Source organism: Micromonospora arida (assembly GCF_003857035.1).
GTDB lineage: Bacteria > Actinomycetota > Actinomycetes > Mycobacteriales > Micromonosporaceae > Micromonospora > Micromonospora arida.
In genome coordinates, this window is record NZ_QGSY01000203.1 from 1 (window position 1) to 24,918 (window position 24,918).

A 24,918-nucleotide genomic window follows, 5' to 3' on the forward strand; every position below is an offset into this window, starting at 1 on the left:
CCGACAAGCAGCAGTGATCGCCCGAGTGCGTCGTCGCTCAGGTGGTGTAGTCAGCGTTGATCCGGATGTATCCGTCAGTGAGGTCGCACCCGTACACGGTGAAAGCGCCGGCGTCGATCCCCAGGTCGACCTCGATCACAACGTCATCGCCTTCGAGGTGACGCCGCAACCGAACCAGGGTCTCCTCAGTGGCCTGCGTCGGATAGACCTCGATACCGCCGAAGCCGATCCGTACCCGTTGCTGGTCGATGTCTTCGTCGTCCTCGCACTTGCCGATCGCCATGGCTACCCGGCCCCAGTTCGGGTCGGCGCCGTGCACGGCTGTCTTGACCAGCGGCGAGTTGACGATGGCCTTGCCCACCCGCTTGGCCTGCTCGCCGTCGCGGGCACCGCTGACCCGGACCTCGATGAGCTTGCTGGCGCCCTCACCGTCGCGGGCGACCATCCGCACCAGATCCAGTGCGACGGTGTACAACGCCTGCTCGAACTCGTCCAGAGCGACCGGCCCGGCCAGGCCGTTGGCGAAGACGGCTGCGGTGTCGCTGGTGGAGGTGTCGGTGTCGATGCTGACCGCGTTGAACGTGCGAGCGATGACCGACCGGAACACCCGGTCCAGGTCGACCGGCTCGATGCGGGCGTCTGTACAGAAGAACGTCAACAGGGTCGCCATGTTCGGTTCGATCATGCCGACGCCCTTCGCGACGCCGACGATGCTCGCCTCGCCGCAGTTGACCCGCACCACCTTGGGCGTGGTGTCGGTGGTCATGATCGCCCGTGCGACCCGGTCGAAATCGGCAGGCGGAAAGGGCCACCGAAGCTCGGCCAGGCGCTGTCGGACCCTCGCCATCGGATACTGCTTCCCGATCACCCCGGTCGACGCGATGAGCAGATCGTCGTCGTCCAGCCCGACGGCGCGAGCAACCGTGGACCGCACCTCGCGGGCGTTCTCCAGCCCTTCCTTACCGGTGGCCACGTTGGCGTTGCGGGAGAGCACCACGACGCCGCGGGCAGACGACGTCGACGCCGCCGAACGGCTGAGCACGACGCTGGGACCGGCGAACCGGGAGCGGGTGAACACCGCGGCGCTGACCGCAGGCACCTCGGAGATCAGGGCGGTGAAGTCGTCCTCGTCGTCCTTGAGCCCGGCGTTCGCGACCACCGCGCGGAACCCCTGCGGAACGATCATGTGCTGCTCCATCCTTCCCCCTCGTGACTTACGGTATCAATGGGCCATCTATCCGCCGGGGTTGCCGTGAACTCGGCGGAGGCCGGCGCGGAGCGTACCGGCGCTGGTGGTTTCTGTCCGGTGATGGTTGGCGGGTCGGCGGGTCGGCACCCCCCGGACCGTCGGTGCGATCATGACGTGATGACCGATTCGGAACCCCCGCGCTGGAACGACCGGATTGAGCACCGTGACATCGTCGTCAACGAGGTCCCGGGCTTCCGCCCGCTGACGTTGGACCTTGCCGTGCCGACCGGGGCCGGCACACCAGCACCGGTCCTGGTGTGGATCCACGGTGGCGCGTGGCTTTTCGGCTCGCCCAAGCAGCCGGCGGACTGGCTCATGGAAGCGGACCCGTTCACCGCCGCCATCCGCGCCGGATTCGCTGTCGCCTCCGCGCAGTACCGGCTCAGCGGGGAGGCGCACTTCCCCGCTCAACTCGACGACGTCAAGGCCGCGGTGCGTTGGCTGCGGCTACACGGCGACACGGTGGGCGTGGACCGCGAGCGGATCGGGGTGTGGGGCGAGTCGGCCGGTGGACACCTGGCCGCGATGCTCGCGCTGACCGGGGACGACCAGGACGACAGCGGCGTCCGGGCGGCGGTCTGCTGGTACGCGCCCTCGAACCTGTTGACCATGCAGTCGCAGGCACACCCGTCCGGGACGATCGACCACGACGCGGCGGACTCGCCCGAGTCACTGCTGATCGGCGCCCCGTTGACCGAGAACCCGGAGCTGGGCCGGGCGGCCAGTCCGATCACCTACGTCACCGACCAGGCCCCACCCATGCTGCTGATCCACGGCGACCAGGACCTGGTCGTACCGGTGGGGCAGAGCGAAGAACTTGCCGCAGCGTTGACCACGGCGGGTGCCGAGGTCGAGTTGTCGGTGGTGCAGGGGGCCGACCACTGTTTCGCCGGAGTGCCGCTGGAGCCGCTGATCCGCGACAGCCTGGCGTTCTTCACCCGGGTCCTCGCGCCCGAGGCCGGGGTGCTGTCGCCTCACTAGGGTGACCCGGTGACCGCCTACGACGTCGCCGCCAAACTTCCCGACATCGACCTGCTGCGCCAGCGCTGCAAGGCGCTGGCCGTGCTCGAGCGCATCATCGATGGCGGAGACCCCTACTACGCCTACACCTCGAACTGGGGCCCGGACGAGGCGGCGTCGATGAGCAACGGCAGCGGCGACGAGTGGACCGTCGTGTTCACCGCCGACGGCGCCTTCATCCGACTCTTCGACCATGAGTCGGCGATGTCGCCGTACCGTCATCCGGACCACGAGCTGTGGCCGGGCCTGGTCGACGGTGTACCGGAGGTGCTACGCCCACAGCTGACGGAACCCGCCTTCTGCGACGAGGACGGGCAACTCGTCGCGACGACCGTGCTGTGGCGGCTGGCGGGGGACGATCGCTGGCACGCCGGCGACGGCATCGCCTTCCCACCACCGAGCGGGCCGTACGACGACAGCGGCCCGGACGGGTCCGGCATGCTCGACATCCTGTTCGACGACATCGTCGACCGCTTCGTCGAGTTCGCCGTCGACTACTACGAGATGACGGTGGACCGGGCGGCAGTCGAGCACGTCGTCGCCCATCGACCGCTCACCGACACCGTGACAAGGGCCCTGAACCCGCAGCTGACCGTCGCCGACCTGCGGGTGGACCTCACCGAGATCGGCTACCCGATCGCCGGGGACGGCGCCGCGACGGTAGAGGTCGGACCTCATGGCGCGTTCTCCGCGAACAGCGTGGGACTGGACCGCGCGCCCTTCCCGTTGAGCTTCAGCGTTCGCGAGACAGGCGGCTCCTGGATGGTGACCGCGACCGCGGCGCAGGCCGCCGAGCTGGCCGACGTGCTCATGCTCGCCGGGAACGACACCATCATGGTTGTCGGCCTGGAGACCAACAGCTTTCTGGACGAGGAGTATCAGCAGTGGCGGCCGTCGCGGATCGCGGCGGAGCAGGGCGTCAGCTTCGAGGTGCACCAGGTCGCCGCGCTGGCGGCCGGGGTCGTCGGCCTCAGCGAAGAGGCTCTGCTGATCCGCCGGGAGCAGCTGCCCCGGTTCCTGGCCGGCTGGTACCCCTACGAGCTGACATTTGTCGACGTGCCGGGTACGCCTTCCGCCGCGCGGGTCGACGAGATGATCGTCGTCATCGGAACGGCCACGTACGACGAGCCGGTCCTCCCCGAGCTGGCAGGCTCACGCCTGCTGTTCTCCGGGCACGACGACTGCTACGTGCTCGTCGAAACGACGGACCGCGCGGTGCCTGCGGCGATCCTCGGCCGGCTCCTGGCCTTGCTGGTCGGTTCGGCGCTTGTCGACAGCACGGTGGTGGAGGTGACGGCGCCCGACGTCGAGACCGTGCAGAGGCTGATCGAGGAGAGCCGGCATTGGATCGGCGAGTTGGGCGCCGCTACGCCGGGCTCGGTGACTGTCGATCTGCACGCCACGTCCGGGTCGTGGCGACTCGGCCAGTCGGTCCCGAAGCAGGTCGACCGCACGATGGTCTACGACATCGCGGACAGGGTCTGGCGGTGACCGAGGCGGTTGCGCCACCCCCGAGGTGGTGAGCCCAACCATGGGTACGCCAAGGAGCCTCCGGCGCGATGCCGGAGGCTCCCTGATGTGCCGGTCAGTTGAGGGCGTAGATCTCCGCGGCGGTGGTCCACGGGTTGCCGTTGACCTCGCTCAGGGCGCGCAGTCGCAGATACTGGCCCGTTTTCGCGGTGAACCGGACCTCCTTCTGGCTGGCGTTGTTGGCGAAGGTGCCGGTGGCCACGGCGGTTCCCCAGTTGACGCCGTCAGTGCTGACGTAGGCCTCGTACTGGCCGATGCGTCCGTTGGCAGCGCCGGAGCCTCCGTCCTGCCGGGGCAGGTAGCGGATACCGGAGACGGAGTAGCTCGCCCCGAGGTTGATTTGGATCTCGTGGGGCATCGGGGCGTTACCGCTGGTGTACTTCGTGTGCCAGATGGTGCTGAGGTTGCCGTCGAAGGCGTTGGTCGCGGCCCCGTTCTCGGCGGCCGTCTCCTGGCTGTCCACGTACTTCAGCGACCAGCCGGTGCGGGGAATGACGCCGGCGCTGGGCACGCAGACGGTGCTCAGCTGGTGTGCGCCCCGGTCCGGACGGCAACCCGGGGTGACGGTGCTGCCGAAGTAGTCGCGGCTGCCCGGGCTGGTCATGACCTGGCCACTGGCCAGCGCCGGCGAGCCGGCGCGGAGCCGGTAGCCGCCGGCGTCACCGATCGAGGTGGCGGTGCCCGGCGCGACGAACAGCGGGTCGGCCGTGATCTTGTTCGGGTCGGCGGGCTCGCCGGCCGGGTGCTGGCCGTAGAACACGTTGGAGTCGAACAGCAGCGCCCCGACGTTGTAGCTGGCCTGGGTCGTGGTCACGTAGAAGATGTTGTTGTAGAACTCGGCGCTGGCGCCCGTCGAGCCGTTGCTGTTGTTGATGATCTGGGCCGCCTGGCCCACGTAGAAGACGTTGTTGTAGATCTTCGTGTTGGTGAGCTTGCCGCAGACCAGGTCAAAGATCTGGCCACGGTCGTTCTGGCTGATGTTGTAGCGCACGATGTTGTCTTTGGTGGTCGAACCCCCACCGTTGCAGAGCAGGATGAAGCCGCCCTCGTTGTCGTGGCTGTAGTTGTACTGGTAGATGGTGCGGATGTTGGCCTCGTCCAGGTCGAAACCCTGCCCGTCGCAGGTGCTCCGGCCGCCGCTGACCTCGTTGAACTGGAACAGGGCGTCGTTGATGTTCCAGCCCCAGATGCCGGCGGCGCACTGCGCGGGCTCGCGGACCCGGAAGCCGTCGACCCGGTTGTTCTCGACCAGGGCGCTCTGGGTGTGGTGCACGTCGATGGCGTCGCCGCCGATGTCGGTGACCGTGTTGCCGCGGACGACGACCCGGGTCTGCGGAAGCCAGTTGCCGCAGGTGGAACCGCAGTTGGGGTTGGCCAGCTCCGGCCGGACCATCCAACGGGTCCAGAAGTGGATGCCGTAGCGGTCGACGGTGGCGATCGTGTTGTTGTTGATCAGTACGTCGTCGAACTTCGTCTGCACCGTGTGTCCGAGGACCTCGAAGAAGATGCCGGCGCTGGCGTCGTCGTCCTTCTTGGTCTGGTTACCGTTGACGTCGTGGACGCTGAGCCCGGTCACCCGGTAGTAGGTGCCGGTGCCGGAGTTCTCACGGATGATGTGCACGCCGCGGCGGGTGGCGATCGCCGACCCCTTGTTGGAGATATCCAGGTTACGGATCTCCCAGTACTGCTGGTTGTAGAGCTTCACGACGTCGACGACAGCACCGTTGCCGGCCAGTACCGGCTTGGCGCCACTGCCGTACGCGTCGATGATGATCGGTGCGCCGGCCGCGCCGGAACCCTTGGGAAAGAGTTGCTGGTTGGCGCAGGTCGTGCCCCGCCGGATCAGGATCTGATCTCCGGCGGCGAACGTCTTGGCGTTCACCGGTGTGAAGCTGTTCCAGGGGCTGGCCTGGGTGCCGCTGCCCGACGTGCTCGCGGAGCAGTCGACGTAGTAGTTCGTGGCGGCTGCCGCGGCGGGGGGCGCGGCGACCAGTACTGCGGTGGCTAGCGTGGTCAAAGCCACCAACGAGGACCTGAACAGGCGCATCGAGAGTCCTAACCGTGGGCGTGGTCGGGGGTGGGGGAGTCTTTCAATTCCTTGCGCTGTCTCGTTCGTACGCCGGGAGGGAACGCCCCCGGCGGAGCTCGGGCCCGCCGCACGCCGCGGCTCACCGGAACTTTTTGTTGTAGTCCGCGAGAAGACCGATCAGGACGGCGAGCGCCACGAGCATGATCGCGAGGTTGCCCCACCCGACCGTGGGTCGGACGACCACCACGGTGACGACACAGGCGAGCGCGATCAGCAGCCGGGCGACGACAAGCAGAGCGGCACGTGTCGGTTCCTTCATGACATCCCTTTCTCGGGCCTCAGCCCTTGACGCCACCGGCGGCCATGCCCTGGATCAGGCGGCGCTGGATCAGCGCGTACAGGAGGAGCACCGGCACGATGACGATGACCATGCCGGCGTAGAGCCGCCCAGGGTCCGCAGCCGCCTTCTGGGCGGCCATCAGGTTGAGCAGGCCGACCTGCAACGTCTTGCCCTCGCCGGGCAGCAGCGTCAGCGCGATGATGAAGTCGTTCCAGTAGGCCAGGAAGTTGAACAGGATCACCGTGGTGACCGCCGGTCGGGCCATCGGCAGCATCACCCGCGTCATGATCCGGAACCGGGATGCCCCGTCCAGCAGTGCGGCCTCCTCGAAGTCCTCTGGAATCGACCGGAAGTACGCACTCAACAGGTAGATCGTGAACGGGATCGAGGTCGCCGCGTAGACCAGCGAGAGCACCGCCGGGTTGTCGAGGAAGAACCCGTCCGGGAACACGTCGACCAACGCACGGTCCCAGTCGACAAGCATCAGGAAGATCGGCACCACGATGTAGTTGACGTTGACGAAGAGCCCGGCGAGCAACGCCACCTCGACGATGCTCTTGCCGCGGAACTCGTACCGGGCGACGACGTACGCCGCCGGCACCGAGACCGCCAGCACGAAGACCAGGCCGAGGAGGGTGACCAGGACCGACGTGGCGAAGTAGCGGCCCATCTGGGCGCCGCCGAACGCGTCGACGTAGTTCTGCAGGTGCAGGCCTGCGGGCAGGGTCCAGGGGCTGCCGAAGAACTCGCTCTTGCGCTTCAGCGAGGCCACCAGCACCCAGCCGACCGGGATCATGATGAGCAGGGTGATCCCACCGACGAGCAGGTGGGTGAGGCCACGGCCGGGCCGCGGACCGGATTTGTTGATCGTGGTCATGGGAGTGTCCTCTAGAACTGGAGGGGCTCACGCCGGGTCGCGCGGCTCACCAGGAGCGACACGAGGAACGAGAAAGCGAAGATCACCACGCCGATGGCCATGCCGTAGCCGTAGGCCGAGTTCGTGTACGCCTGCTTGTACATGTAGCTGAGCAGCACCTCGGAGGCGCCGTCCGGGCCGCCGCCGGTCATCGCCCGAACCAGTACGAAGCTGAGGTTGACCGCGCTGAGGATGAAGAAGGTCAGCGTCGTGCGCAGGTTCTGCCAGATCAGCGGCAGCGTGACGGCGAAGAACTGCCGGGTGGCCGCCGCCCCGTCGAGCGCCGAGGCCTCGTACAACTCCTCCGGGATGCTCGCCATGCTGGACATGTAGATGACCATGTAGTAGCCCAGTGACTGCCACAGCATCGCGATCGCGACCGAGTAGAGCACCAGCTTCTGGTCACCCAGCCACACCTGCTGCAGGCCGTCCAGCGAGAGCGCCCGGAGTGTGCCGTTGAGCAGGCCGTTCTCCTGGTCGTAGACGGCCGAGAAGATGGCCGCGATGACGACGACCGAGAGCACGTTCGGGATGTAGAGCACGAACCGGTAGAAGGTGTGGCCGCGCAGCTTCTGGCGGGTCATGACGGCCGCGAGGAACAGGCCCATCCCCATCGTCACCACGGTCACGACCACGAGTAGCGCGACTGTGTTCTGGAATGCGCGCAGGAACTGCTCGTCGTCGATCAGCTTGCTGAAGTTGTCCAGGCCGACGAACCGCATCTGTGCCGAGAAGCCGCTCCAGGTGTAGAGCGACATCCGGAACACGCTCACCGTCGGCCAGATCATGAACAGCGCGAACAGTGCCAACGCCGGTAGCAGGCAGATGGCGACGAACCGGCCGTCGCCGCGCCGACCGCGGGCGGCGGTACCGCGCCTCGACGTCGGGGATCGACCGGGCGCTGGCTTGCTGGCGCCCGGGGTTGGGGGAGTGAGGGTCGTCGTCACCGTTGACCAGTCCTTGGCTCTCGCGGGGAAGGGAGCGGCGGCAGCCCGTCCCCGGGCTGCCGCCAGGGCGTCACTTGCCCGCTTGCCGCAACTTCTCGCTGGCGTCGTTCAGCGCGGTCTGCCACTGGTCGACGGTCTTGTCGCCGCTGATGATGCTGTTCGCGGTGTCGAAGAGCGTGCCCTTGATGTTCACGCCCTCGACCGGCGCGGTGCTGGCGAAGCCCCCGACCAGGGCGGTGATGGTCGGGTCCTCGTAGAGCTGGTAGAACGGGGCGATCTCGGCGGCCAGCGTCGCGGCCTTGCCCTTGATCGGCTGGATCGCGTTGGCCTTGGCGAAGATGCCGGCGGCCTCGTCGGAGTAGAGGTAGGCGACGAAGTCCTTCGCGGCGTCCTTGTTCTGGGCGCCACTCGGGACCCAGACCGACTCGACGATGGTGGTCAGGTAGCGCTTGCCACCGGCGCTGACCGCCGGCAGCGGGGCCATCGCCCACTCGAAGCCGGTGGCGCGCGGCGCGTCCTTCATCTCGCCGACGACCCACGTGCCGTTCGGCATGAACAGGGTCTTGTTGTCGAGCAGAGACTGCTGGTTCTTGGTGAAGTCCTGCTCGTTCGCGTACCCGACGGTGGTCTTCGACGCGTAGGTCAGCAGCTTGGCGGTGATGTCCAGGACCTGACGCGCCTGGGGGGTCTTCCAGACACCTTCGGAGTACGTCATGGCGTCCTTGTAGAACTGCTCACCGCCGACGTCAGCGAGCAGCGCGAAGAAGAACGAGTCCAGGTAGCCGGCGGTCGGGTACGTGAACAGCGCAATGCCCTCGGCCTTGGCGGCGTCGCCGAGCTTGAACATGTCGTCCCAGGTGGTCGGGACCTGCCAACCCTTCTGCGCGAAGAGGGCCTTGTTGTAGACCAGGCCGGTCGGCGCGTAGTACATCGGCATCAGGTAGGTCTTGTCGTCGTTGTACGGGTTGGTGTTGAGGTTGCCGACGATCCCGTCGGCGAGCTTGGACCGCACGGTGGACTGTTCGCCCGGCACTGTCATGTCCAGGACTCCGGTGAGGTCCTCCAGCGCCTTGTCCTTGACCAGCGTCTCGGCGAGCGCGGCCTTGCGGCCCTGAGGCAGCACCACGACGTCGGGGAACTTGCCAGCCTTCATGTTGGGGCTGATCTCGTCCTCAAGGGTCTTCGAGAGCTGTAGCTGAACGTCCACGTCGGGGTGCTTCGCCCGGTAGGCCTCGACGACCTGGAGGTACATGTCCCGGCCGTAGCCGCCCTCGAAGGCCGCGACCTTCAGGGTCTTCTTACCGTCGGCGCTGTCGTCGCCTCCGGAACAGCCCGCGAGCAAACTGATCGCTGTCGCTGCGGCGACAGCCAGGACGATGGGTTTTCTCAACATGGGGGTGGTCCTCCGTGGGCGGGTGCGCACAACGGTGCGGGAGTTGGCGGCGTGCACGAGGCGCGGTCCGCTAGATCACTGAGGTGGGCCGCGCGTTGTTACTGTGGCACCCGTAACATGACCCGTCAAGAACGATCTACCGACGGCACGACGGTTAGTGGGTCCGCGCCGCCGCGGTGGATTCCCGGACGATCAGGGTCGCCGGCGTCAGCGATTCGCCCTCTGCGTGGGTGTCGAGCAGGAGTGCGACCGCGGCCGCCCCGGAGCGGTAGAAGTCCTGGCGAACGGTGGTGAGCGGTGGGTGGCAGTAGGAGGCCAACTCGATGTCGTCCACGCTCACGATCGACACGTCCTGCGGCACCGACCGCCCGCGCTCCCGCAGCGCCTTGATCACACCGAAGGCCATCTCGTCACTGGCAACGAACACGGCGGTGACCTCGGGAATCATCGCGAGAACCTGCCCCAGGCGGTAGCCCGACTCGGGCGACCAGTCGCCCTCCAGGGCTGGCGGCGCGTCGATCCCGGCGGTGGCCAGGCACTCCTGCCAGCCCTGCCGACGCTGCCGTGCCTCGATCCACTCATCCGGCCCGGCCACGTGCCACACCTGGCGGTGCCCCAGGTCCAGCAGGTGTTGGGTCGCCGCGCGCCCCGCCTCGTGCTGGTCGATGCCCAGCACCCGCGCGCCGGTGGTGCGCGAGCCGTCCACCGTGACGGTCGGGATGTCCCGGGTGATGTCCTCCATCCGTTGGGTCACGGAGATCAGCGGGACCGCGATGATGATGCCGTCGACGCCCTGATCAGACAGCTTGAGCAGGGATTTCTCCATCAACGCGGTGTCCAGCTCGGCGATGGTCGCGATGCTCACCGAGTAGCCCGCCTGACCGGCCGCGGCCTCCACCCCGGCGGTGACCCCCGAGCGGGAGTAGTACCCGCCGGCCTGGAGCAGGACCAGGCCGAGGGTGAAGCTCCGCCCCGAGGAGAGCAGCCGCGGGGCGCCGTTGTACCGGTATTTGAGCTGCTCGACCGCGGTGAGCACACGACGTCGGGTCTCCGCGTTGACGTTCGGCGAGTCGCGCAGCGTACGCGAGACCGTCTGCGCGGACACACCGGCGGCACGTGCCACGTCGGTCATGCTCGGCTGCTTGCCACGCATCGTCGCCTCGGTCATCCGCCCCGCCCTCCTGAGAACCCGGTACGGCGGCATCCTAGCGCCATTGTTACAGATGGCACGGGTAACATAGGGTTCCGCCATGATCGAGACGAACCGGCCGGGCAACACAGTGACACCGTCGACCACGCCCTCGCCCGCGCTCGGCTGGAGCGACAGTCAGCTCCACCGGCACGGCGTCCCGCACCGCGTCCTCTCCGGCGCCCTGCACTACTTCCGGGTCCACCCGCAGCTGTGGCGCGACCGGATCCGGCGGCTGGCCGACCTCGGTCTCAACACCCTCGACACGTACGTGCCCTGGAACTTCCACCAGCCGCACGCGGGCCGCGCACCGCGCTTCGACGGCTGGCGCGACCTTGAGGCGTTCATCGCACTCGCCGGTGAAGAGGGCCTCGACGTCGTCCTGCGTCCCGGCCCGTTCATCTGCGCGGAGTGGTCGAATGGCGGCCTGCCAGCCTGGCTCACCGCCCGAGACGTTGTCCTGCGCAGCTCCGATCCCGCGTACACCGGGCCGGTCGAACGTTGGTTCGACGAGCTGATCCCCCGCATCGCGCGGCAACAGACGCATGCCGGCGGGGCGGTCGTGGCGGTGCAGGTCGAGAACGAGTACGGCAGCTACGGCGACGACGGGGCGTACCTGCCCTGGATTCGCTCCGCCCTGCTCGAACGCGGCATCACCGAACTGCTGTTCACCGCCGACGGCCCGACCGAGCTGATGCACGACGCGGGCACGGTGCCGGGGACGCTCGCCGCGGCCACCCTCGGCTCGAAGCCCGAGGCCGCCCGTGCCCTGTTCGCCAAGCGCCGGCCCGACGAACCGTTCGTGGTCGCCGAGTACTGGAACGGCTGGTTCGACCACTGGGGCGAGCGGCACCACGTCCGCTCGGTGGACAGCGCCGTCCGCACCCTCGACGCCATCATCGGCGAGGGCGGAAGCGTCAGCCTCTACATGGCACACGGCGGCACCAACTTCGGCCTGTGGGCCGGTGCCAACGCGGACCGAGGCCGGCTTCAGCCCACCATCACCAGCTACGACTCCGATGCGCCGATCGCCGAGGACGGAACACTGACCGCCAAGTTCCACGCCATGCGCGCGGCCCTCGGCGCGACCGGGCAGCTGCGAGTGCCCGAGCGGATGCCGGTGCTCCCGCCGACGCAGGTGCCGCTGACCCACCGCGCCGACCTGATCAGCGGCCTGCGCGCCGTGCGCACACCGGAGTCGACCGGCCCACGGCCGGCCACCTTCGAGCAGCTCGGCCTGGACGCCGGCATGGTGCTGCTCACCGCTCACCCGAAAATCCCCACGGGCGCGCACACCATCGTCCTCACCGACGTACGTGACCGGGCGATCGTCCTCGCCGACGGCGTACCGATCGGTGTCGCCGACGCCGAGCATCCGGAGATACCGATCAACGGCACCGGCGCGGCCGTGCGCCTGGAGATCCTGGTGGAGAATCTCGGCCGGATCAACTACGGCCCACTGATCGGTCAGCACAAGGGTCTGCTCGGACCGGTGCTCGTCGACCGCCGGATCGTGCACGGCTGGACCAGCTCGCCGATCGCCCTGGCCGAGTGGACACCGGACGACCTGCGCCTCGCCACCGCTGCCGGACCGGCCAGCACCGGTGCCGGCTTCGCGGTGGCGACGATGCACATCGAGGAGCCGGCCGACACCTTCCTCGCACTGCCCGGCTCGGTGCACGGCCTGGTCTGGGTCAACGGATTCCTGCTCGGCCGCTACTGGGACATCGGCCCGCAGGTGACGCTCTACTGCCCCGCGCCACTGCTGCGGACCGGCGAGAACACGATCGTCGTACTGGAGACCGACCGGCTCGGCCCGGTCCTTGAGCTGCGCGACCAGCCCGAGCTGGGCCCCACCGAGGAGTACGTGGAGGAGTTCGACTGACCGTCTGACCGGGCCCCGGTCGCCCGCCGTGCGAGCGGTCGTCCGGGGCGCGACAGGTCGGTCAGGCGCGCTTGCGGCGACGCTTCAGCAGGAGGACTCCCGTGGCGGTGCTCGCGCTCGCCAGCGCCGTCACCGCACCGCCTCGGCGCAGCGCAGGCAGCCTCGACCGCAGTCGATCGGTGAGACGCAACAGTGCGGGCCCGCCCCGTGGAGGGCGAGCCCGCACTGTTCTGTTTATTGGTACGCGCGGTAAGAGGTCAGCTGAGCCAGAGGCCGCAGTTGTGCTCCGCCGCGAAGGTGTTGATCACTCGGCTCGCTCCGCCGGTGCGCAACTGCATCACGTTCTCGTCGCCGCCGTAGGTCGGCCACGACGGTGCGCCCCGATAGTTCGGGTTGCCGTCGTGGGCGAAGGCGCCCCAGTACCGCATCATCTGGTCCGACAGCTTCTCCTGTTGCGCCGTCAGGGGCCGCTCGCCGAGGGTGAAGTCGAACAGGTAGGCGAGCTCGCCGCTGTGGCCGTTGGAGACGTCCTCACCCGGGACGCGGAACCCGTAGAGGGTCGGCGAGGTCGGGTCGTTGAACTCGTAACGGTAGAGCGGCGTCTTGGTGGAGATCACCCGAGCGGCCTGCTCGGTCTGGCACGCGCGACCGGCGTCGGTGTGCACCTGCGTGATGGCGTCCCACGGGCTCTTGAACTTGCTCAGCGGGTACGCCTCAAGGACGCGGTCGGCCTTTTCGCCGTACTCACGCTTGATCGTGTCGACATAGCCCTGCGCGGTGATCCCGGCGAGGGCGGTCTCGGTGAGACGGCTCTCGGAGCGCGTGGTGCCGCTCATCACCGGCACCTTGTTCCAGGTGCCGTCGGCGAACGCGTCGGCGAACGACTTGGGCAGCAGCGAGCCGCCCACCTTCGAGTTGCCAAGGTAGTTCGCCTGGTTGGCGACGAGCTTCCCGGGCCACGCCGCACGCAGGCAGTTCACGACGGTGGCGGCATCGGTGCAACCCACCGACTCGGCGAACCCGACACCCCGCTGCTCGCCGACCGCGAGCGTGTTGCGGGTGGCCAGGCACTGCTGGCTCTGCACGATCGCCTTGTGGAACAGGCCCTTGGCCGCCGGCATGGCCATCATGTCGCACACGCCCTGGCCGCCCGCGGACTGGCCGTAGATCGTCACGTTGTTGCGGTCGCCGCCGAAGTTGGCGATGTTGTCCCGGACCCACTTCATCGACGCAAGCTGGTCCATCCGGCCGTAGTTGCCGGACCCACCTTCGGTGACCTCGCTGAGCGCGGGGTGGGCGAGGAAGCCGAGCGCACCGAGGCGGTAGTTGATCGAGACGATGATCGTGTCGGTCTTCGCGGCCATCGTGCCGCCGCCGTAGATGACGCCGGTGCCCTGGGTGTGGCCCCCGCCGTGGAACCAGAGCATCACCGGCAGCTTGGCGTTCTTCGCGACCTTGCTCGGTCGGTAGACGTCGAGGTAAAGGCAGTCCTCGCTGACGGCCTGCTCCTCGCGGATCCCGGTCGGCTCGAACTGCAGGCACGCCGGAGCCTGCTGATCGGCCGACCGGATTCCCCGCCACGACTCCGGCGCGGCCGGAGGGGCGAACCGCAGGTCGCGTACGGGGGGTGCCGCGTACGGCAGGCCGAGGAACTGGTCGAACTGCTTCGTCGCGTCGCCACGGACGAGTCCGTTCCGGCTCTGCACGACGGGGTCACCGCCGCGTCCGTCGCCCTTGCTGTCCGCTTGGGCGACGGCGCTGGCACCCGCACCGAACAGCAGCACGGGGGCGATCACGGCGGCGGCCCAGGTGGCCAGGCGACGCTTGGGGAAAGCTCTCACGAATTGATCCTTTTCAGTCGATCGAGGGGAAAGTGCAGCTGTCGGCTGCTCGAAGCGCTCGTTCGGGGGATCCGCGCTGTGGTGCCGAGGCATCACGCCGCGGACCTCGCCGACGTGGTCAGACAGCGGGGCTGATCGCGTCCCACACCGAGCAGTTGTGCGAATCGCCGATCGTGGTGTCGGCGACGCGCTGGGCGCTGGGGGCCGCGAACTGCAGGAGGTCACCCTGCGGGGCGTACCGGGGCCAGGTCGGTGCGAACCGCACGTTCGGGTTACCGTCGCGGGCGAAGCTGCCCCAGTAGCTGATCATCTGGTTGGAGAGGTCGACCTGCTCGCTGCTGAAGGGCAGGGCGGTGCCGAGGTAGTCCCAGAGGTAGCCGAGGTCGTTGACGTGAGTGGCACCGAAGGGGTAGTCGGTGTTGAGGCGCCAGATCGAGACGAAGGCCGGGCCGTTCTTCTCGGCGAACTCGTAGGCGTAGGTCTTGGTGTCCTTCGCCAGTCGCTCGCGCAGCGTCTGGTCCCGACACGCACGCTGGTCGCTCTGGATCGCACCCCAGGTGACGGTGGGCGACTTGTAGTTCACCACGGGGTAGGTGGCACGGATCTGGTCGACGCCACTCGGGTACGTGGTGGAGATCAGGGTGTTGAGCTGTGCGGTGGTGAGCGGCTTGTCGAGGTAGTCGTAGGCGGCGAAGACGCTCTGCTGCGACTCGTCGGAGGTGCCGCCGACCATGACCGGCAGGTCGGTCAGCTTGCCGGTCTTCATCAGCTCGATCGGGTCGGTCGGCACGACGCGAGTGCCGGCGACGGCGCCCGACTGCCGGACCTTGGCCTGCGCCGCGAGAATCTCAGTGGGGCTCTTCGAACGAAGGCAGTCGACCTGGCCCGCGCCCGTCGGGCAGCCTAGTTCGGCGCTGAACTGCTCACCGCTCTCGCGGGCCGCCGGCAACGTCCGCAGCGGACTGCCGCCTCCGCTCTGGAGGATGGCGCGGTCGAAGAGACCTCGCGCGGTGGGCGAGGCAAGCTGCACGGCCGTGTTACCGGCACCTGCGGACTGGCCGGCGACGGTGACGTTGTCGGGGTTGCCACCGAACGCCTTGATGTTCTTCTGCACCCAGCGCAGGGCGGCCTGCTGGTCGAGGATCGCGAAGTTGCCGGCCGAGCCGTCGCGGTTGTCCGCCTCAAGGGCCGGGTTCACGAGGTAGCCCATGGCGCCGAGCCGGTAGTTGATCGTGACGTAGACGGCGTCCTCTCGCGTCACGAACTTGTCCGGGTTGGTGTCGCGTCCTGCGCCGGCGAAGTTGCCGCCGCCGTGGATCCAGAAGAACACCGGGAGGTTCTTCTTCGAGACGGTGCTGGGGCGGTACACGTTGAGGTAGAGGCAGTCCTCGGTCAGCGTGGGCTTGTCGTATCCGGGGTCCCAGCCAGTGCCCTGTACGCAGGAAGCCCCGAACTGTGTCGCGTTCCTCGTGCCCTTCCACTTGGCGGCCGGCTGCGGTGCCTTCCAGCGAAGGTCACCCGTCGGCGGCGCGGCGAAGGGGATGCCCTTGAAGGAGGTCACCATGCTCTTGGCCTCGCCACGGACCGCGCCCTTGTCCGTCTGGACGACGGGGGACTGGCCGGGGTAGGTGCCGGCGCCGCGTGAGGCGCTGGCGAAGTTTGCCAGAGCGGGCGGGCCTGCGGTGACGGCCAGGGCGGCAGCCGCTGCGGCTGACACCCCTGCGACCCATCGAGCGGTCCGTCGGATCTTCATCGGTGGTCATACCTCCATTTTTGCGGCAGGGGAGGTCCCCGGTTCGCACCGGTCCGGTGCCGCAGGTGGTCGTGGACGGGGGGAGTCCACGTGAAGGGGAGGCGCATCGGGTAAACGAATGCACCGACCCGTAGAGGAGGCCAGGCGACGGTTCAGGCGAGTACCGGGCAGGGAGCCGGAGTGGAACGGTCGCGACGCTGGCGCTTCCCCCGGCCGGCCGAGGACGGAGGAAGGCTTTGTTGTTGGGCAGAACATTACCGCTACCAGGAGACTTCGCAACCGTAGGGCTAATTTGATGTTGCGGACGTGTTGCGGCCGTGACCCGTCCGTTACCGGCTGACGGTCACGGCGGGCAGTTGCCCCGCCCGAGCGAGCGCGATGGCGCCGAGCAGTTCGGCCCGTTCCCCGAGCTCGCCGGTGAGCAGCTGCACGGACTCCGCCATGAGGCTCGGCATGCGGTGGTCCATCGCTTCGCGCATGCCGGCGACAAACGGTTCTGCCGCGGCACCGAGCGCTCCGTCCACGATGATTGCTTCCGGGCTGAGCAGCACGCAGACGTCGGCGAGCACTCGCCCGAAACCCCGACCGAGGTCAGCCAGGATGCGGTGGGTGCCCAGCTCGCCGGCGTCCGCGAGTTCGCGAATGTCGGCGACGCTCAACGGTTGCGGATAGGTTGAGCGGCCGATCGATTCCACGAAGTCGCCGTACGTCACGGCGAGGCAGCCCCGACTGCCGCACAAGCACCATCGTCCGTTGGGAAGCACCTGGACATGCGCCAGTTCCCCGGCCAGGCCGCGGGCACCCCGGTGCAGTCGGCCGCCGAGGATCAGCCCGGCACCGATCCCCTCGACCAGCTTGATGTAGAGGAGGTCCTCCAGGCCGCGTCCCGCCCCGGCGGTCGCCTCACCCAGTGCTGCGAGGTTGGCGTAGTTCTCCGCCGCCGTCGGGATGCCCAGGCGTTTGCCGACCGCGGGCTGGGGATCCGAGCGGAACCAGCCGAAGAGCTTTCCGAGCTCGGGTACGGCTTCGCGGCCCGCGTCGGAAATCCGGCCGAATGCCGCCCCCACCCCCCGTTCGAAGGCCGCCGGAACTCCGATGACGGCGCAGTCGGCCTGCTCCAACGCCGACCCCGACTCGGCGAACGCCTCCTCTAGCAAGCTCAGCCCTCGGTCGAGCACGCGTTGCTGGTCGCGATCGCTGCCAATCTCGAATGCACGGTAGGCGGCGAACGTGCCGTCCCAGCCGACCGCCGCGGCCCGGATCGTGGTGTGGCTGAAGCACAGGGCGGCTACCAGACCGGCGGGGTCCGCCAGCGTGAGACCGCTCGCGGGCCGGCCGCGACCGCGGTTCCGACGGCCGGCGTCGGCGGTATGTTCGACGACCATGCCCCGGTGCAGGAGGCGATTGGCGATGCCGGTCACCGTCGTCTTCGGCAGTCCGGTCGTGGCGCTCAACTCGGCCCGGCTGAGAACGGCGCCGCCGCGCAGCGCGGCGAGGACCAGTCGCTCGTTACCGGTGGTTCCGCCCGGTAGGGCGGGGACAGCGGGCGGCGTCATGGGCTGAGCGTAGCAGTTTTAAGACGAAACCAGTCTTAAATGCTGCCGTTGACCAGGGATCTTGGTCCGGATAGCCTCGGTTATGACTCACTTAGAACGAGTTGAGTCAAAAGGTGCTCCGGCAGGCCGAGCCGGACGCCGACCGGCGAGCAGATATGGGACCCGGCCAAGTCCCGAACCTGTCAGCCGGCCGGCTGCGGGATGCGGCCAGCTGTGGTGGAACTCTGGCGAGTGCGCAGCTGGCAGCACCCGCAGCTGGCGAAGCCGTTCCTGGCGGCACCGCCGATCCTGTGATCGGGTGTCTCGGGGTGGCGGGGGCTATCGTGCCCCTCGTGACGCACGAACGTGAGCTGGTCTCGCCTGTCGACCTATGCCAACCGGACGGGCGACTCAACCCCGCGGCGGTGGGCTGGACCCGACGTCCCCTGCACACCGCGAACCTGCGCGGCTGGGGCCGGACCAAACGATGGGAGTACTGGGGCATCGTGACCCCACGGCACATCATCGGGCTGGTCGCCTCATCGCTGGACTACGCCGGCGTGCACAGTGTCTACGTGCTCGACCGGGACAGCGGCACCGAGACGAAGGCCGACGTGGTGGTGCCGCTGGCGCGGGGCGCGGTGCTACCGCCGCACTGCGGCGTGGGCGAGGCGGGCGCACGCGGCGGTGGCCTGGCGATCCGGATCGTTCAGCGCCCGGACGGAACCACGATCTCGGCGAGCGCCCCTGGCGTACGGCTGGAGGTGGACGTGCCGTTGCCGGCCGATCACGAGTCACTCGGGGTCGTCGTGCCGTGGAGCACCAGGCGATTCCAGTACACGGTCAAGGACGTCGGCCGCCCGGTGCTCGGCACGCTGGAACTGCACGGCCAGACGTACGAGATCGGGGGACCGGACGCGTTCGCCGTGCTGGACCACGGTCGCGGCAGATGGCCGTACTCGGTCATGTGGAACTGGGCCGCCGGTGCGGCGCCGGGACGAGCGATCCAACTCGGCGGCCGGTGGACCGACGGCACCGGGGTCACCGAGAACGGCCTCTTCGTCGACGGCCGGCTGCACAAGATCGGCGAGGAACTGCGCTGGACCTACGACCGGTCGGACTGGCTGCGCCCCTGGCGGATGAGCGGCGACCGGGTCGAGGTCGAGTTCCAGCCGTTCCACGAGAAGGTGTCCCGCACCAACCTGGGTGTCGTCGCGAACGAGACGCACCAGTGTTTCGGGCACTTCTCCGGCTGGGCAAAGACGGACGACGGAACGACGGTGAGCCTCGACGGGCTCGTCGGTTGGGCCGAGGAGGCACGCAACCGCTGGTAGCGGGTTGCCGCCGCCACGCGCACACCTCGGTCGGCGCTCGGCAGCACTTCGAACTGTGGACACCTCGCCTCCGTGTTTATGATCGACGACCCCGACCGGGGCACGGAAGCCTGGCCGTTCGGCCCAGAACACGAGGTGAGGTGCGCGACGGTGATCCGCGAGGCGTACGCCTGCTGGGTGCGCGAACCCGGCGCGGCCGAGATCCGGCCGGTGTCGCTGACCGCCCCGGGCCCCGACGAGGTGCTGATCCGGGCCCGCTACTCCGGGGTCAGCCGGGGCACCGAGACACTGGTCTTCGCCGGCCGGGTGCCCGCCGACCAGCACGCCGCGATGCGCGCGCCCTTTCAGGAGGGTGACTTCCCCGGCCCGGTGAAGTACGGCTACCTCAGCGTCGGCGTGGTCGAACAGGGCCCGCCGGAGCTGCTCGGGCGGACGGTCTTCTGCCTGCACCCGCACCAGAGCGCGTACGTCGTGCCCGCCACCGCCGTGGTGCCCGTGCCGGAGGGGGTGCCGGCCGCCCGGGCGGTGCTCGCCGGCACGGTGGAGACCGCCGTCAACGCGCTGTGGGACGCCGCGCCGCTGGTCGGTGACCGGGTCACCGTGATCGGCGCGGGCATGGTGGGTTGCTGCGTCGCGGCGCTGCTGGCCCGGTTCCCCGGCGTGCAGGTCGAGCTGGTCGACACCGACGCGCGCCGGGCCGGCGTGGCCGGGGCGCTCGGCGTCGACTTCGCCAACCCGGCCGACGCCCGCGGCGACCGTGACCTGGTCGTGCACGCCAGCGCCACCGCCGCCGGCCTGCAACAGTCGCTGGATCTGCTCGCACCGGAGGGCACCGTCATCGAGCTGAGCTGGTACGGCGACCGCCCCGTGCAGGTGTCGCTGGGCGGCGCGTTCCACTCCCGTCGACTCACCGTGCGCAGCAGCCAGGTCGGCATGGTGGCACCCGCCCGACGGGGGCGACGCAGCTACGCCGACCGCCTGGCGCTCGCCCTGGACCTGCTCGACGACCCGGCCTTCGACGCGTTGATCACCGGCGCGTCCCGGTTCGCGGAGCTGCCCGACGTGCTCGCCCGACTCAGCTCGGGTGACCTGCCCGCCCTCTGCCACCTCATCACCTACGACGACGGGGAGTGACCATGTTCAGCGTCACCGTTCGGGACCACATGATGATCGCCCACAGTTTCCGAGGCGAGGTCTTCGGGCCCGCCCAACGCCTGCACGGCGCGACGTTCGTGGTGGACGCGACGTTCCGCCGGCCCGACCTGGACGCCGACGGGATCGTGGTGGACATCGGCCTGGCCACCGAGCAGCTGCGGGCCGTGCTGAGCGAGCTGACCTACCGCAACCTCGACGACGAGGCGGCCTTCGCCGGGGTGAACACCACCACGGAAGTGCTGGCCCGTACTGTCGCGGACCGGCTGGTCGAGCGGGTGCACGCCGGTGAGCTGGGCGCGGGGGCGCGCGACCTGGCCGGCATCACGGTCACCCTGCACGAGTCGCACATCGCCTGGGCGAGCTACGAGCGGTCGTTGTGACCGATGCGGGCCGGGCGGTGCACGTCGTCCTGCCCGGTGACATCGACGATCCGGCCTCGCCCAGCGGCGGCAACTCCTACGACCGGCGGATCTGCACAGGGCTGGGCGAGCGCGGCTGGTCGGTGCACGAGCACCCGGTGCCCGGCGCGTGGCCGCACCCCGGCCCGGCCGACCGGGCGGCGCTGGGCGGGGTGCTCGCCGCCGCGCCCGACGACGCCGTGGTGCTGGTCGACGGCCTGATCGGCTCGGCCGTGCCGGACCTACTCGCCCCGCACGCCCGTCGGCTGCGCCTGGTGCTCCTGGTGCACCTTCCGCTGGACGACGAGCCGGAGGCCCGCGCCCTGGCCACCGCCCGGGCCGTCGTCACCACCAGCGTTTGGACCCGCCGCGCACTGCTGGCCCGCCACCCGGCCCTCGCCGGCCGGGTCCGGGCCGCGCCGCCCGGGGTGCGGCCCGCGCCGCCCGCAGCCGGCTCGGTGGCCGGCGACCGGCTGCTCTGCGTCGCGGCGGTCACCCACCACAAGGGGTACGACGTGCTGGTCGACGCGTTGGCCACGCTGGTCGGCCGGTCCTGGACGATGGTCTGTGCGGGCACCCTGGCCCGGGAACCGGATCTCGTGCACCGGCTGCGCGACCGGTTGACCGGAGCCGGCCTCACCGAGCGGGTGCGGCTGGTCGGCCCGCTGACCGGCGCGGCGTTGGACGACGCGTACGCCGCCGCCGACCTGCTGGTGCTGCCGTCGAGAGGCGAGACGTACGGCATGGTCGTCACCGAGGCGCTGGCCCGCGGCCTGCCGGTGTTGACCACCGACGCGGGCGGGCTGCCGGAGGCGCTCGGTCACGCGCCCGGCGGTGAGCGTCCGGGACTGCTGGTCCCACCGGGTGACCCGGCGGCGCTGGCCGCCGCGCTGATCCGCTGGCTCGACGACGACGCGCTGCGCGCCCGGCTGCGGCGTGCCGCTCTCGCCCGGCGCGACACCCTGACCGACTGGCCGGTGACCACCGCGTTGCTGGCCGGCGTGCTGAAGGAGGTGGCGGAATGACCGCCGAGGAGACCCTGCCGTTCGCCGACTGGCTGCGGTTGCGTGAGCCGGCCGACGCGGCGGCGCGCGCCGCGGACCTGCTGGATGCCGTCCGGGCCCGGCTGACGGGGGACGCCCCGACGGTGATCCACGACCTGGGTAGCGGCACCGGGTCGATGAGTCGTTGGCTGGCCACCCGGCTGCCCGGACCACAGCACTGGGTGCTGCACGACCGGGACGCCGACCTGTTGGCCCGGGCCGCCGAGGGCATGAGGAGTGTGACCGCCGCCGACGGCGCCCCGGTCACCGTCCACACCCGCTGCGGCGACCTCACCCGGCTGACCGCCGCCGACCTCGCCGACGGTTCCCTGGTCACCGCGTCCGCGCTGCTGGACATGCTCAGCGCGGAGGAGATCGAACGGGTGGCGGACGCCTGCGTCGGCCGACCTGCCCTGTTCGCCATCTCGGTGACCGGGCGGGTCCGGTTCACCCCGGCCGACCCGCTCGACGAGGCGGTCGAGGCCGCGTTCAACGACCACCAGCGGCGTACCGTCGAAGGCCGGCGGCTGCTCGGCCCCGATGCCGTCGCCGCCACCGCCGCCGCGTTCGCCCGGCGCGGCGTCGACGTGCGGGAACGGCCCAGCCCGTGGCGTCTCGGTCCGGAGCAGGCCGACCTGACCGCCGAATGGTTCCGAGGATGGCTCGGGGCCGCCTGCGAGCAGCGCCCGGACCTGGCCGGACCCGCCCAGGCGTACGCCGGCCGTCGGCTGGCCGACGCGGCGGCCGGCCGACTCACAGTGCTGGTCGAACACACTGACCTCCTCGCCGGTGGATGAACCGTTCACGCCCTGGGTACGTGCACTAGGGCAAGTGGACGATCTTCAAAGGGGAGGGCCGGCGCCGATGTTCTGGGCCTGGGCACGAGTGGTCGGCGGGGTGGGTCTGCTCGCCGTCCTGCTGTGGCAGGTGGGCACCGGCCCGTTCCTCGCCGGAGTACGACTGATCGACGCGCCGGCGCTGGCTGCGGCGCTGGTCATCGGGGTGCTCACCACGGTCTGCGCGGCGTGGCGGTGGAGCCTGGTCGCCGGCGGCCTCGGCGTACGCCTGCCACTGGCGACCGCTGTGGCGCACTGCTACCGGGCCGTTTTCCTCAACGCCACCCTGCCCGGCGGGGTGCTCGGCGACGTGCACCGCGCGGTACGCCACGGCCGCGACGCCGGTGACGTCAGCCGGGGCATCCGCGCGGTGGTCTGGGAACGTGCCGCCGGGCAGGTGGTCCTGGTCGGGGTCGCGCTGGTGGTGCTCGCCGCCTTCCCGTCCCCGGTACGGCCGTACCTGCCGGTCGCCGCCGCGCTGCTCGTCGCCGGTGGGCTGGCCGTCGTGCTGTTGGCCCGGGTCCTTCCGAACGGTGGCGGGTCGCGCTGGGCGACGGCACTGCGCACCGCAGTGGCGGACGTACGGTCGGGGCTGCTGGCGCGGCGAACCTGGTTCGGTGTGCTGGTCGCCTCGGCCGTGATGGTCGCCGGTCACCTGGCCACCTTTCTGGTGGCAGCGCGCACCGCCGGATCGGACGCTCCGCTGTCCCGCCTGCTGCCGTTGACGTTGCTCGCCCTGCTCGCGATGGGTCTACCGTTGAACGTGGCCGGTTTCGGGCCGCGCGAGGGGGTGGCGGCATGGGTGTTCGGCGCAGCCGGCCTCAGCGCGGCCGAGGGCGTCGCCACCGCCACCGTCTACGGCGCACTGATCCTGGTGGCCAGCCTGCCCGGGGCTGCCGTGTTGCTGGCCCGTCGACGTCGAACTCCGGTCGCCGCCCGGGAAGCCGCCTCCGGCGGCGGCTGTTGAGTCGGTTGTGAGACGGTACGCGTCGCCGGACGGCGGCGGCGCCGGACAAAGGAGTCCCATGCCCGAAGCATTGCCGATTGCCACGATCCGCACCCAGGTCACGGTGCCGCTGGTGTTCCCGGACGGCTACACCACGACCGCCCGGGTGTTCACGTTCAAGGGCCTGGTGGACGGCCGGGAGCACCTGGCCCTCGGCCTCGGCGACTGGGCCGGCGCCCTGGACCGGCTCGCCGTCGGGGGAGAAGCCCCGCTGGTCCGTCCGCACAGCGAGTGCCTGACCGGCGACGTGTTCGGCAGCCAACGCTGCGACTGCGGCCCGCAACTGCGCGAGGCGGTGCAGCGAATCGCCGAGACCGGCGGTTTCCTGCTCTACCTGCGACAGGAGGGCCGGGGCATCGGCCTGTACGCCAAGCTGGACGCGTACGCGTTGCAGGACGCCGGGTTGGACACCTACCAGGCCAACGTCGCGTTGGGCCGGGGCGAGGACGAGCGGGACTACACCGCCGCCGCGCAGATGCTGGCCACGTTGGGCGTGCCGCGGGTCCGACTGCTGAGCAGCAACCCGGACAAGGCCGAGCAGTTGACCCGGCTGGGCGTGGACGTGGCCGAACGGGTGCTCACCAGCGTCTTCCTCTCGCCGGCCAACGCCGACTACCTGGCAGCCAAGGCGGCCAAGGCGGCGGAGGTCGAGGCGGCCGAGGCGGCGGATGCGCTCGCGGGCCGTGCTCCTGAGCGGCCCGTCTCCCGATGAGCTGCCGGCCGGGGCCGACGCGGCCGTACGTGCTGCTGAGTTGTGCCGCCTCCATCGACGGGTACATCGACGACGCCTCCGAGCAGCGGTTACTGCTGTCCAACGAGGAGGACCTGGACCGCGTCGACGCGGTTCGGGCCAGCTGCGACGCCATTCTGGTCGGGGCCGGCACCGTCCGACGAGACGACCCTCGGCTGCTGGTGCGCTCGCCGAGCCGCCGGTCCGAGCGGGTGGCGGCCGGTCGGCCCGCGTCGCCCACCAAGGTCACCCTGACCGGCCAGGGCGACCTCGACCCGACCGCCCGCTTCTTCACCGCCGGTGATTCGGCCCGGCTCGTCTACTGCGCCACCGGCGCGCTGGAGAAGACCGAGGAGCGGATCGGCCGACTGGCCACCGTCGTCGACGCAGGTGAGCCCGTCGACCCGAGCTGGATGTTGACCGACCTGGCCGCCCGGGGTGTACAGCGGTTGATGGTGGAGGGCGGTGGGACGGTGCACGCCCAGTTCCTCGCCGCCGGTCTCGCCGACGAACTGCACCTGGTGGTCGCCCCGTTCTTCGTCGGTGACGGCCGGGCACCCCGGTTCGTGGGCGAGGGTCGCTTCCCCTGGCACCCGGGTCGCCGCGCCCGCCTGGCCGAGGCCCGCCAGATCGGCGACGTGGTCCTGCTCCGCTACGCCCTCTCCGACCTCTGCCCCACCGACCCCGCCCGCGGCTAACGGTTGATCATGAGGTTGGCGGGGAATTCGATCTCCGTAGAACCCGCCAACCTCATGATCAACCCGACTGGGTTAGGTGGGTGGGTGGGTG

At 69.7% G+C, this 24,918-nt stretch carries 21 protein-coding genes; 11 read left to right on the top strand and 10 right to left on the bottom strand.

The genetic code is table 11. The features are described from left to right. Window positions 1-37: 37 nt before the first annotated feature. On the bottom strand, window positions 38-1,186 hold the full coding sequence (argJ, locus tag DLJ58_RS19425; protein ID WP_244219033.1) for a bifunctional glutamate N-acetyltransferase/amino-acid acetyltransferase ArgJ: 1,149 nt from the start codon (window positions 1,184-1,186) through the stop codon (window positions 38-40). A gap of 180 nt (window positions 1,187-1,366) precedes the next feature. On the opposite strand from argJ, the gene DLJ58_RS19430 reads away from it, so the two are divergent. Beyond that, the gene (locus DLJ58_RS19430) at window positions 1,367-2,230 is read left to right on the top strand and encodes an alpha/beta hydrolase (RefSeq protein WP_124858416.1); all 864 of its coding nucleotides are present in this window, start codon (window positions 1,367-1,369) and stop codon (window positions 2,228-2,230) included. Window positions 2,231-2,239: 9 nt separating this feature from the next. After that, window positions 2,240-3,760, top strand: coding sequence for a hypothetical protein (locus DLJ58_RS35170; RefSeq protein ID WP_425271328.1), 1,521 nt, complete (start codon window positions 2,240-2,242; stop codon window positions 3,758-3,760). Between the two features lie 94 nt (window positions 3,761-3,854). Here the strand turns inward: DLJ58_RS35170 and DLJ58_RS19440 are convergent, their stop codons facing one another. The 6 genes from DLJ58_RS19440 to DLJ58_RS19465 all read right to left on the bottom strand — a co-directional run bounded on the left by DLJ58_RS19440 (window position 3,855) and on the right by DLJ58_RS19465 (window position 10,592). Then, complete coding sequence (locus tag DLJ58_RS19440) at window positions 3,855-5,822, bottom strand: discoidin domain-containing protein (protein ID WP_158629611.1); 1,968 nt, start codon at window positions 5,820-5,822, stop codon at window positions 3,855-3,857. A 145-nt stretch (window positions 5,823-5,967) separates the two neighbouring features. Then, the gene (locus tag DLJ58_RS19445; protein ID WP_124858420.1) at window positions 5,968-6,147 is read right to left on the bottom strand and encodes a DUF6903 family protein; all 180 of its coding nucleotides are present in this window, start codon (window positions 6,145-6,147) and stop codon (window positions 5,968-5,970) included. A 19-nt stretch (window positions 6,148-6,166) separates the two neighbouring features. Further along, window positions 6,167-7,045: a carbohydrate ABC transporter permease gene (locus DLJ58_RS19450; protein ID WP_124858422.1), complete on the bottom strand. Its 879-nt coding sequence runs from the start codon at window positions 7,043-7,045 to the stop codon at window positions 6,167-6,169. A gap of 11 nt (window positions 7,046-7,056) precedes the next feature. Beyond that, complete coding sequence (locus DLJ58_RS19455; protein ID WP_244219034.1) at window positions 7,057-8,031, bottom strand: carbohydrate ABC transporter permease; 975 nt, start codon at window positions 8,029-8,031, stop codon at window positions 7,057-7,059. Window positions 8,032-8,101: 70 nt separating this feature from the next. Next, on the bottom strand, window positions 8,102-9,424 hold the full coding sequence (locus DLJ58_RS19460; RefSeq protein WP_208741215.1) for a carbohydrate ABC transporter substrate-binding protein: 1,323 nt from the start codon (window positions 9,422-9,424) through the stop codon (window positions 8,102-8,104). Window positions 9,425-9,578: 154 nt separating this feature from the next. Then, complete coding sequence (locus tag DLJ58_RS19465) at window positions 9,579-10,592, bottom strand: LacI family DNA-binding transcriptional regulator (protein ID WP_208741217.1); 1,014 nt, start codon at window positions 10,590-10,592, stop codon at window positions 9,579-9,581. Between the two features lie 82 nt (window positions 10,593-10,674). Here DLJ58_RS19465 and DLJ58_RS19470 point away from each other — a divergent pair, with 82 nt between their 5' ends. Then, a complete protein-coding gene (locus DLJ58_RS19470) occupies window positions 10,675-12,498 on the top strand; it encodes a glycoside hydrolase family 35 protein (RefSeq protein ID WP_124858424.1) in 1,824 nt (607 codons plus the stop codon). Window positions 12,499-12,755: 257 nt separating this feature from the next. Here DLJ58_RS19470 and DLJ58_RS19475 read toward each other — a convergent pair whose 3' ends face one another. The 3 genes from DLJ58_RS19475 to DLJ58_RS19485 form a co-directional block, all read right to left on the bottom strand. Further along, on the bottom strand, window positions 12,756-14,339 hold the full coding sequence (locus DLJ58_RS19475; protein ID WP_158629612.1) for a carboxylesterase/lipase family protein: 1,584 nt from the start codon (window positions 14,337-14,339) through the stop codon (window positions 12,756-12,758). A 118-nt stretch (window positions 14,340-14,457) separates the two neighbouring features. Next, window positions 14,458-16,056, bottom strand: coding sequence for a carboxylesterase/lipase family protein (locus DLJ58_RS19480; protein WP_158629613.1), 1,599 nt, complete (start codon window positions 16,054-16,056; stop codon window positions 14,458-14,460). A gap of 365 nt (window positions 16,057-16,421) precedes the next feature. Beyond that, entirely contained in the window at window positions 16,422-17,513 is a 1,092-nt protein-coding gene (locus DLJ58_RS19485; RefSeq protein ID WP_341869915.1) for an ROK family protein, read from the bottom strand. A gap of 467 nt (window positions 17,514-17,980) precedes the next feature. On the opposite strand from DLJ58_RS19485, the gene DLJ58_RS19490 reads away from it, so the two are divergent. From DLJ58_RS19490 to DLJ58_RS19525, 8 genes are all read left to right on the top strand, one after another. Continuing rightward, window positions 17,981-18,961: a DUF2804 domain-containing protein gene (locus DLJ58_RS19490; RefSeq protein WP_124858432.1), complete on the top strand. Its 981-nt coding sequence runs from the start codon at window positions 17,981-17,983 to the stop codon at window positions 18,959-18,961. A gap of 150 nt (window positions 18,962-19,111) precedes the next feature. Beyond that, the gene (locus DLJ58_RS19495) at window positions 19,112-20,095 is read left to right on the top strand and encodes a zinc-dependent alcohol dehydrogenase (RefSeq protein WP_124858448.1); all 984 of its coding nucleotides are present in this window, start codon (window positions 19,112-19,114) and stop codon (window positions 20,093-20,095) included. 2 nt (window positions 20,096-20,097) lie between these two features. After that, window positions 20,098-20,496: a 6-pyruvoyl trahydropterin synthase family protein gene (locus tag DLJ58_RS19500; RefSeq protein WP_112623286.1), complete on the top strand. Its 399-nt coding sequence runs from the start codon at window positions 20,098-20,100 to the stop codon at window positions 20,494-20,496. Then, window positions 20,493-21,539 (top strand): glycosyltransferase family 4 protein, encoded by a 1,047-nt coding sequence (locus DLJ58_RS19505; RefSeq protein WP_244219035.1) that lies wholly within the window; start codon window positions 20,493-20,495, stop codon window positions 21,537-21,539. The genes DLJ58_RS19500 and DLJ58_RS19505 overlap by 4 nt, the downstream gene beginning before the upstream one ends. After that, complete coding sequence (locus DLJ58_RS19510; RefSeq protein ID WP_124858434.1) at window positions 21,536-22,354, top strand: class I SAM-dependent methyltransferase; 819 nt, start codon at window positions 21,536-21,538, stop codon at window positions 22,352-22,354. The genes DLJ58_RS19505 and DLJ58_RS19510 overlap by 4 nt, the downstream gene beginning before the upstream one ends. A 67-nt stretch (window positions 22,355-22,421) precedes the next feature. Beyond that, entirely contained in the window at window positions 22,422-23,360 is a 939-nt protein-coding gene (locus DLJ58_RS19515; protein WP_124858436.1) for a lysylphosphatidylglycerol synthase transmembrane domain-containing protein, read from the top strand. Between the two features lie 58 nt (window positions 23,361-23,418). After that, window positions 23,419-24,111, top strand: coding sequence for a GTP cyclohydrolase II (locus tag DLJ58_RS19520; RefSeq protein WP_124858438.1), 693 nt, complete (start codon window positions 23,419-23,421; stop codon window positions 24,109-24,111). After that, complete coding sequence (locus DLJ58_RS19525; RefSeq protein WP_124858440.1) at window positions 24,108-24,827, top strand: RibD family protein; 720 nt, start codon at window positions 24,108-24,110, stop codon at window positions 24,825-24,827. The genes DLJ58_RS19520 and DLJ58_RS19525 overlap by 4 nt, the downstream gene beginning before the upstream one ends. Window positions 24,828-24,918 lie beyond the last annotated feature (91 nt).

Bases quoted from the DNA above. Each gene is read 5' to 3' on its own strand.
- DLJ58_RS19445 (WP_124858420.1), bottom strand. From the start codon at position 6,147: ATGAAGGAACCGACACGTGCCGCTCTGCTTGTCGTCGCCCGGCTGCTG.
- DLJ58_RS19500 (WP_112623286.1), top strand. From the start codon at position 20,098: ATGTTCAGCGTCACCGTTCGGGACCACATGATGATCGCCCACAGTTTC.
- argJ (WP_244219033.1), bottom strand. From the start codon at position 1,186: ATGATCGTTCCGCAGGGGTTCCGCGCGGTGGTCGCGAACGCCGGGCTC.
- DLJ58_RS19465 (WP_208741217.1), bottom strand. From the start codon at position 10,592: ATGACCGAGGCGACGATGCGTGGCAAGCAGCCGAGCATGACCGACGTG.
- DLJ58_RS19460 (WP_208741215.1), bottom strand. From the start codon at position 9,424: ATGTTGAGAAAACCCATCGTCCTGGCTGTCGCCGCAGCGACAGCGATC.
- DLJ58_RS19525 (WP_124858440.1), top strand. From the start codon at position 24,108: ATGAGCTGCCGGCCGGGGCCGACGCGGCCGTACGTGCTGCTGAGTTGT.
- DLJ58_RS19450 (WP_124858422.1), bottom strand. From the start codon at position 7,045: ATGACCACGATCAACAAATCCGGTCCGCGGCCCGGCCGTGGCCTCACC.
- DLJ58_RS19510 (WP_124858434.1), top strand. From the start codon at position 21,536: ATGACCGCCGAGGAGACCCTGCCGTTCGCCGACTGGCTGCGGTTGCGT.
- DLJ58_RS19515 (WP_124858436.1), top strand. From the start codon at position 22,422: ATGTTCTGGGCCTGGGCACGAGTGGTCGGCGGGGTGGGTCTGCTCGCC.
- DLJ58_RS19520 (WP_124858438.1), top strand. From the start codon at position 23,419: ATGCCCGAAGCATTGCCGATTGCCACGATCCGCACCCAGGTCACGGTG.
- DLJ58_RS19430 (WP_124858416.1), top strand. From the start codon at position 1,367: ATGACCGATTCGGAACCCCCGCGCTGGAACGACCGGATTGAGCACCGT.
- DLJ58_RS19470 (WP_124858424.1), top strand. From the start codon at position 10,675: ATGATCGAGACGAACCGGCCGGGCAACACAGTGACACCGTCGACCACG.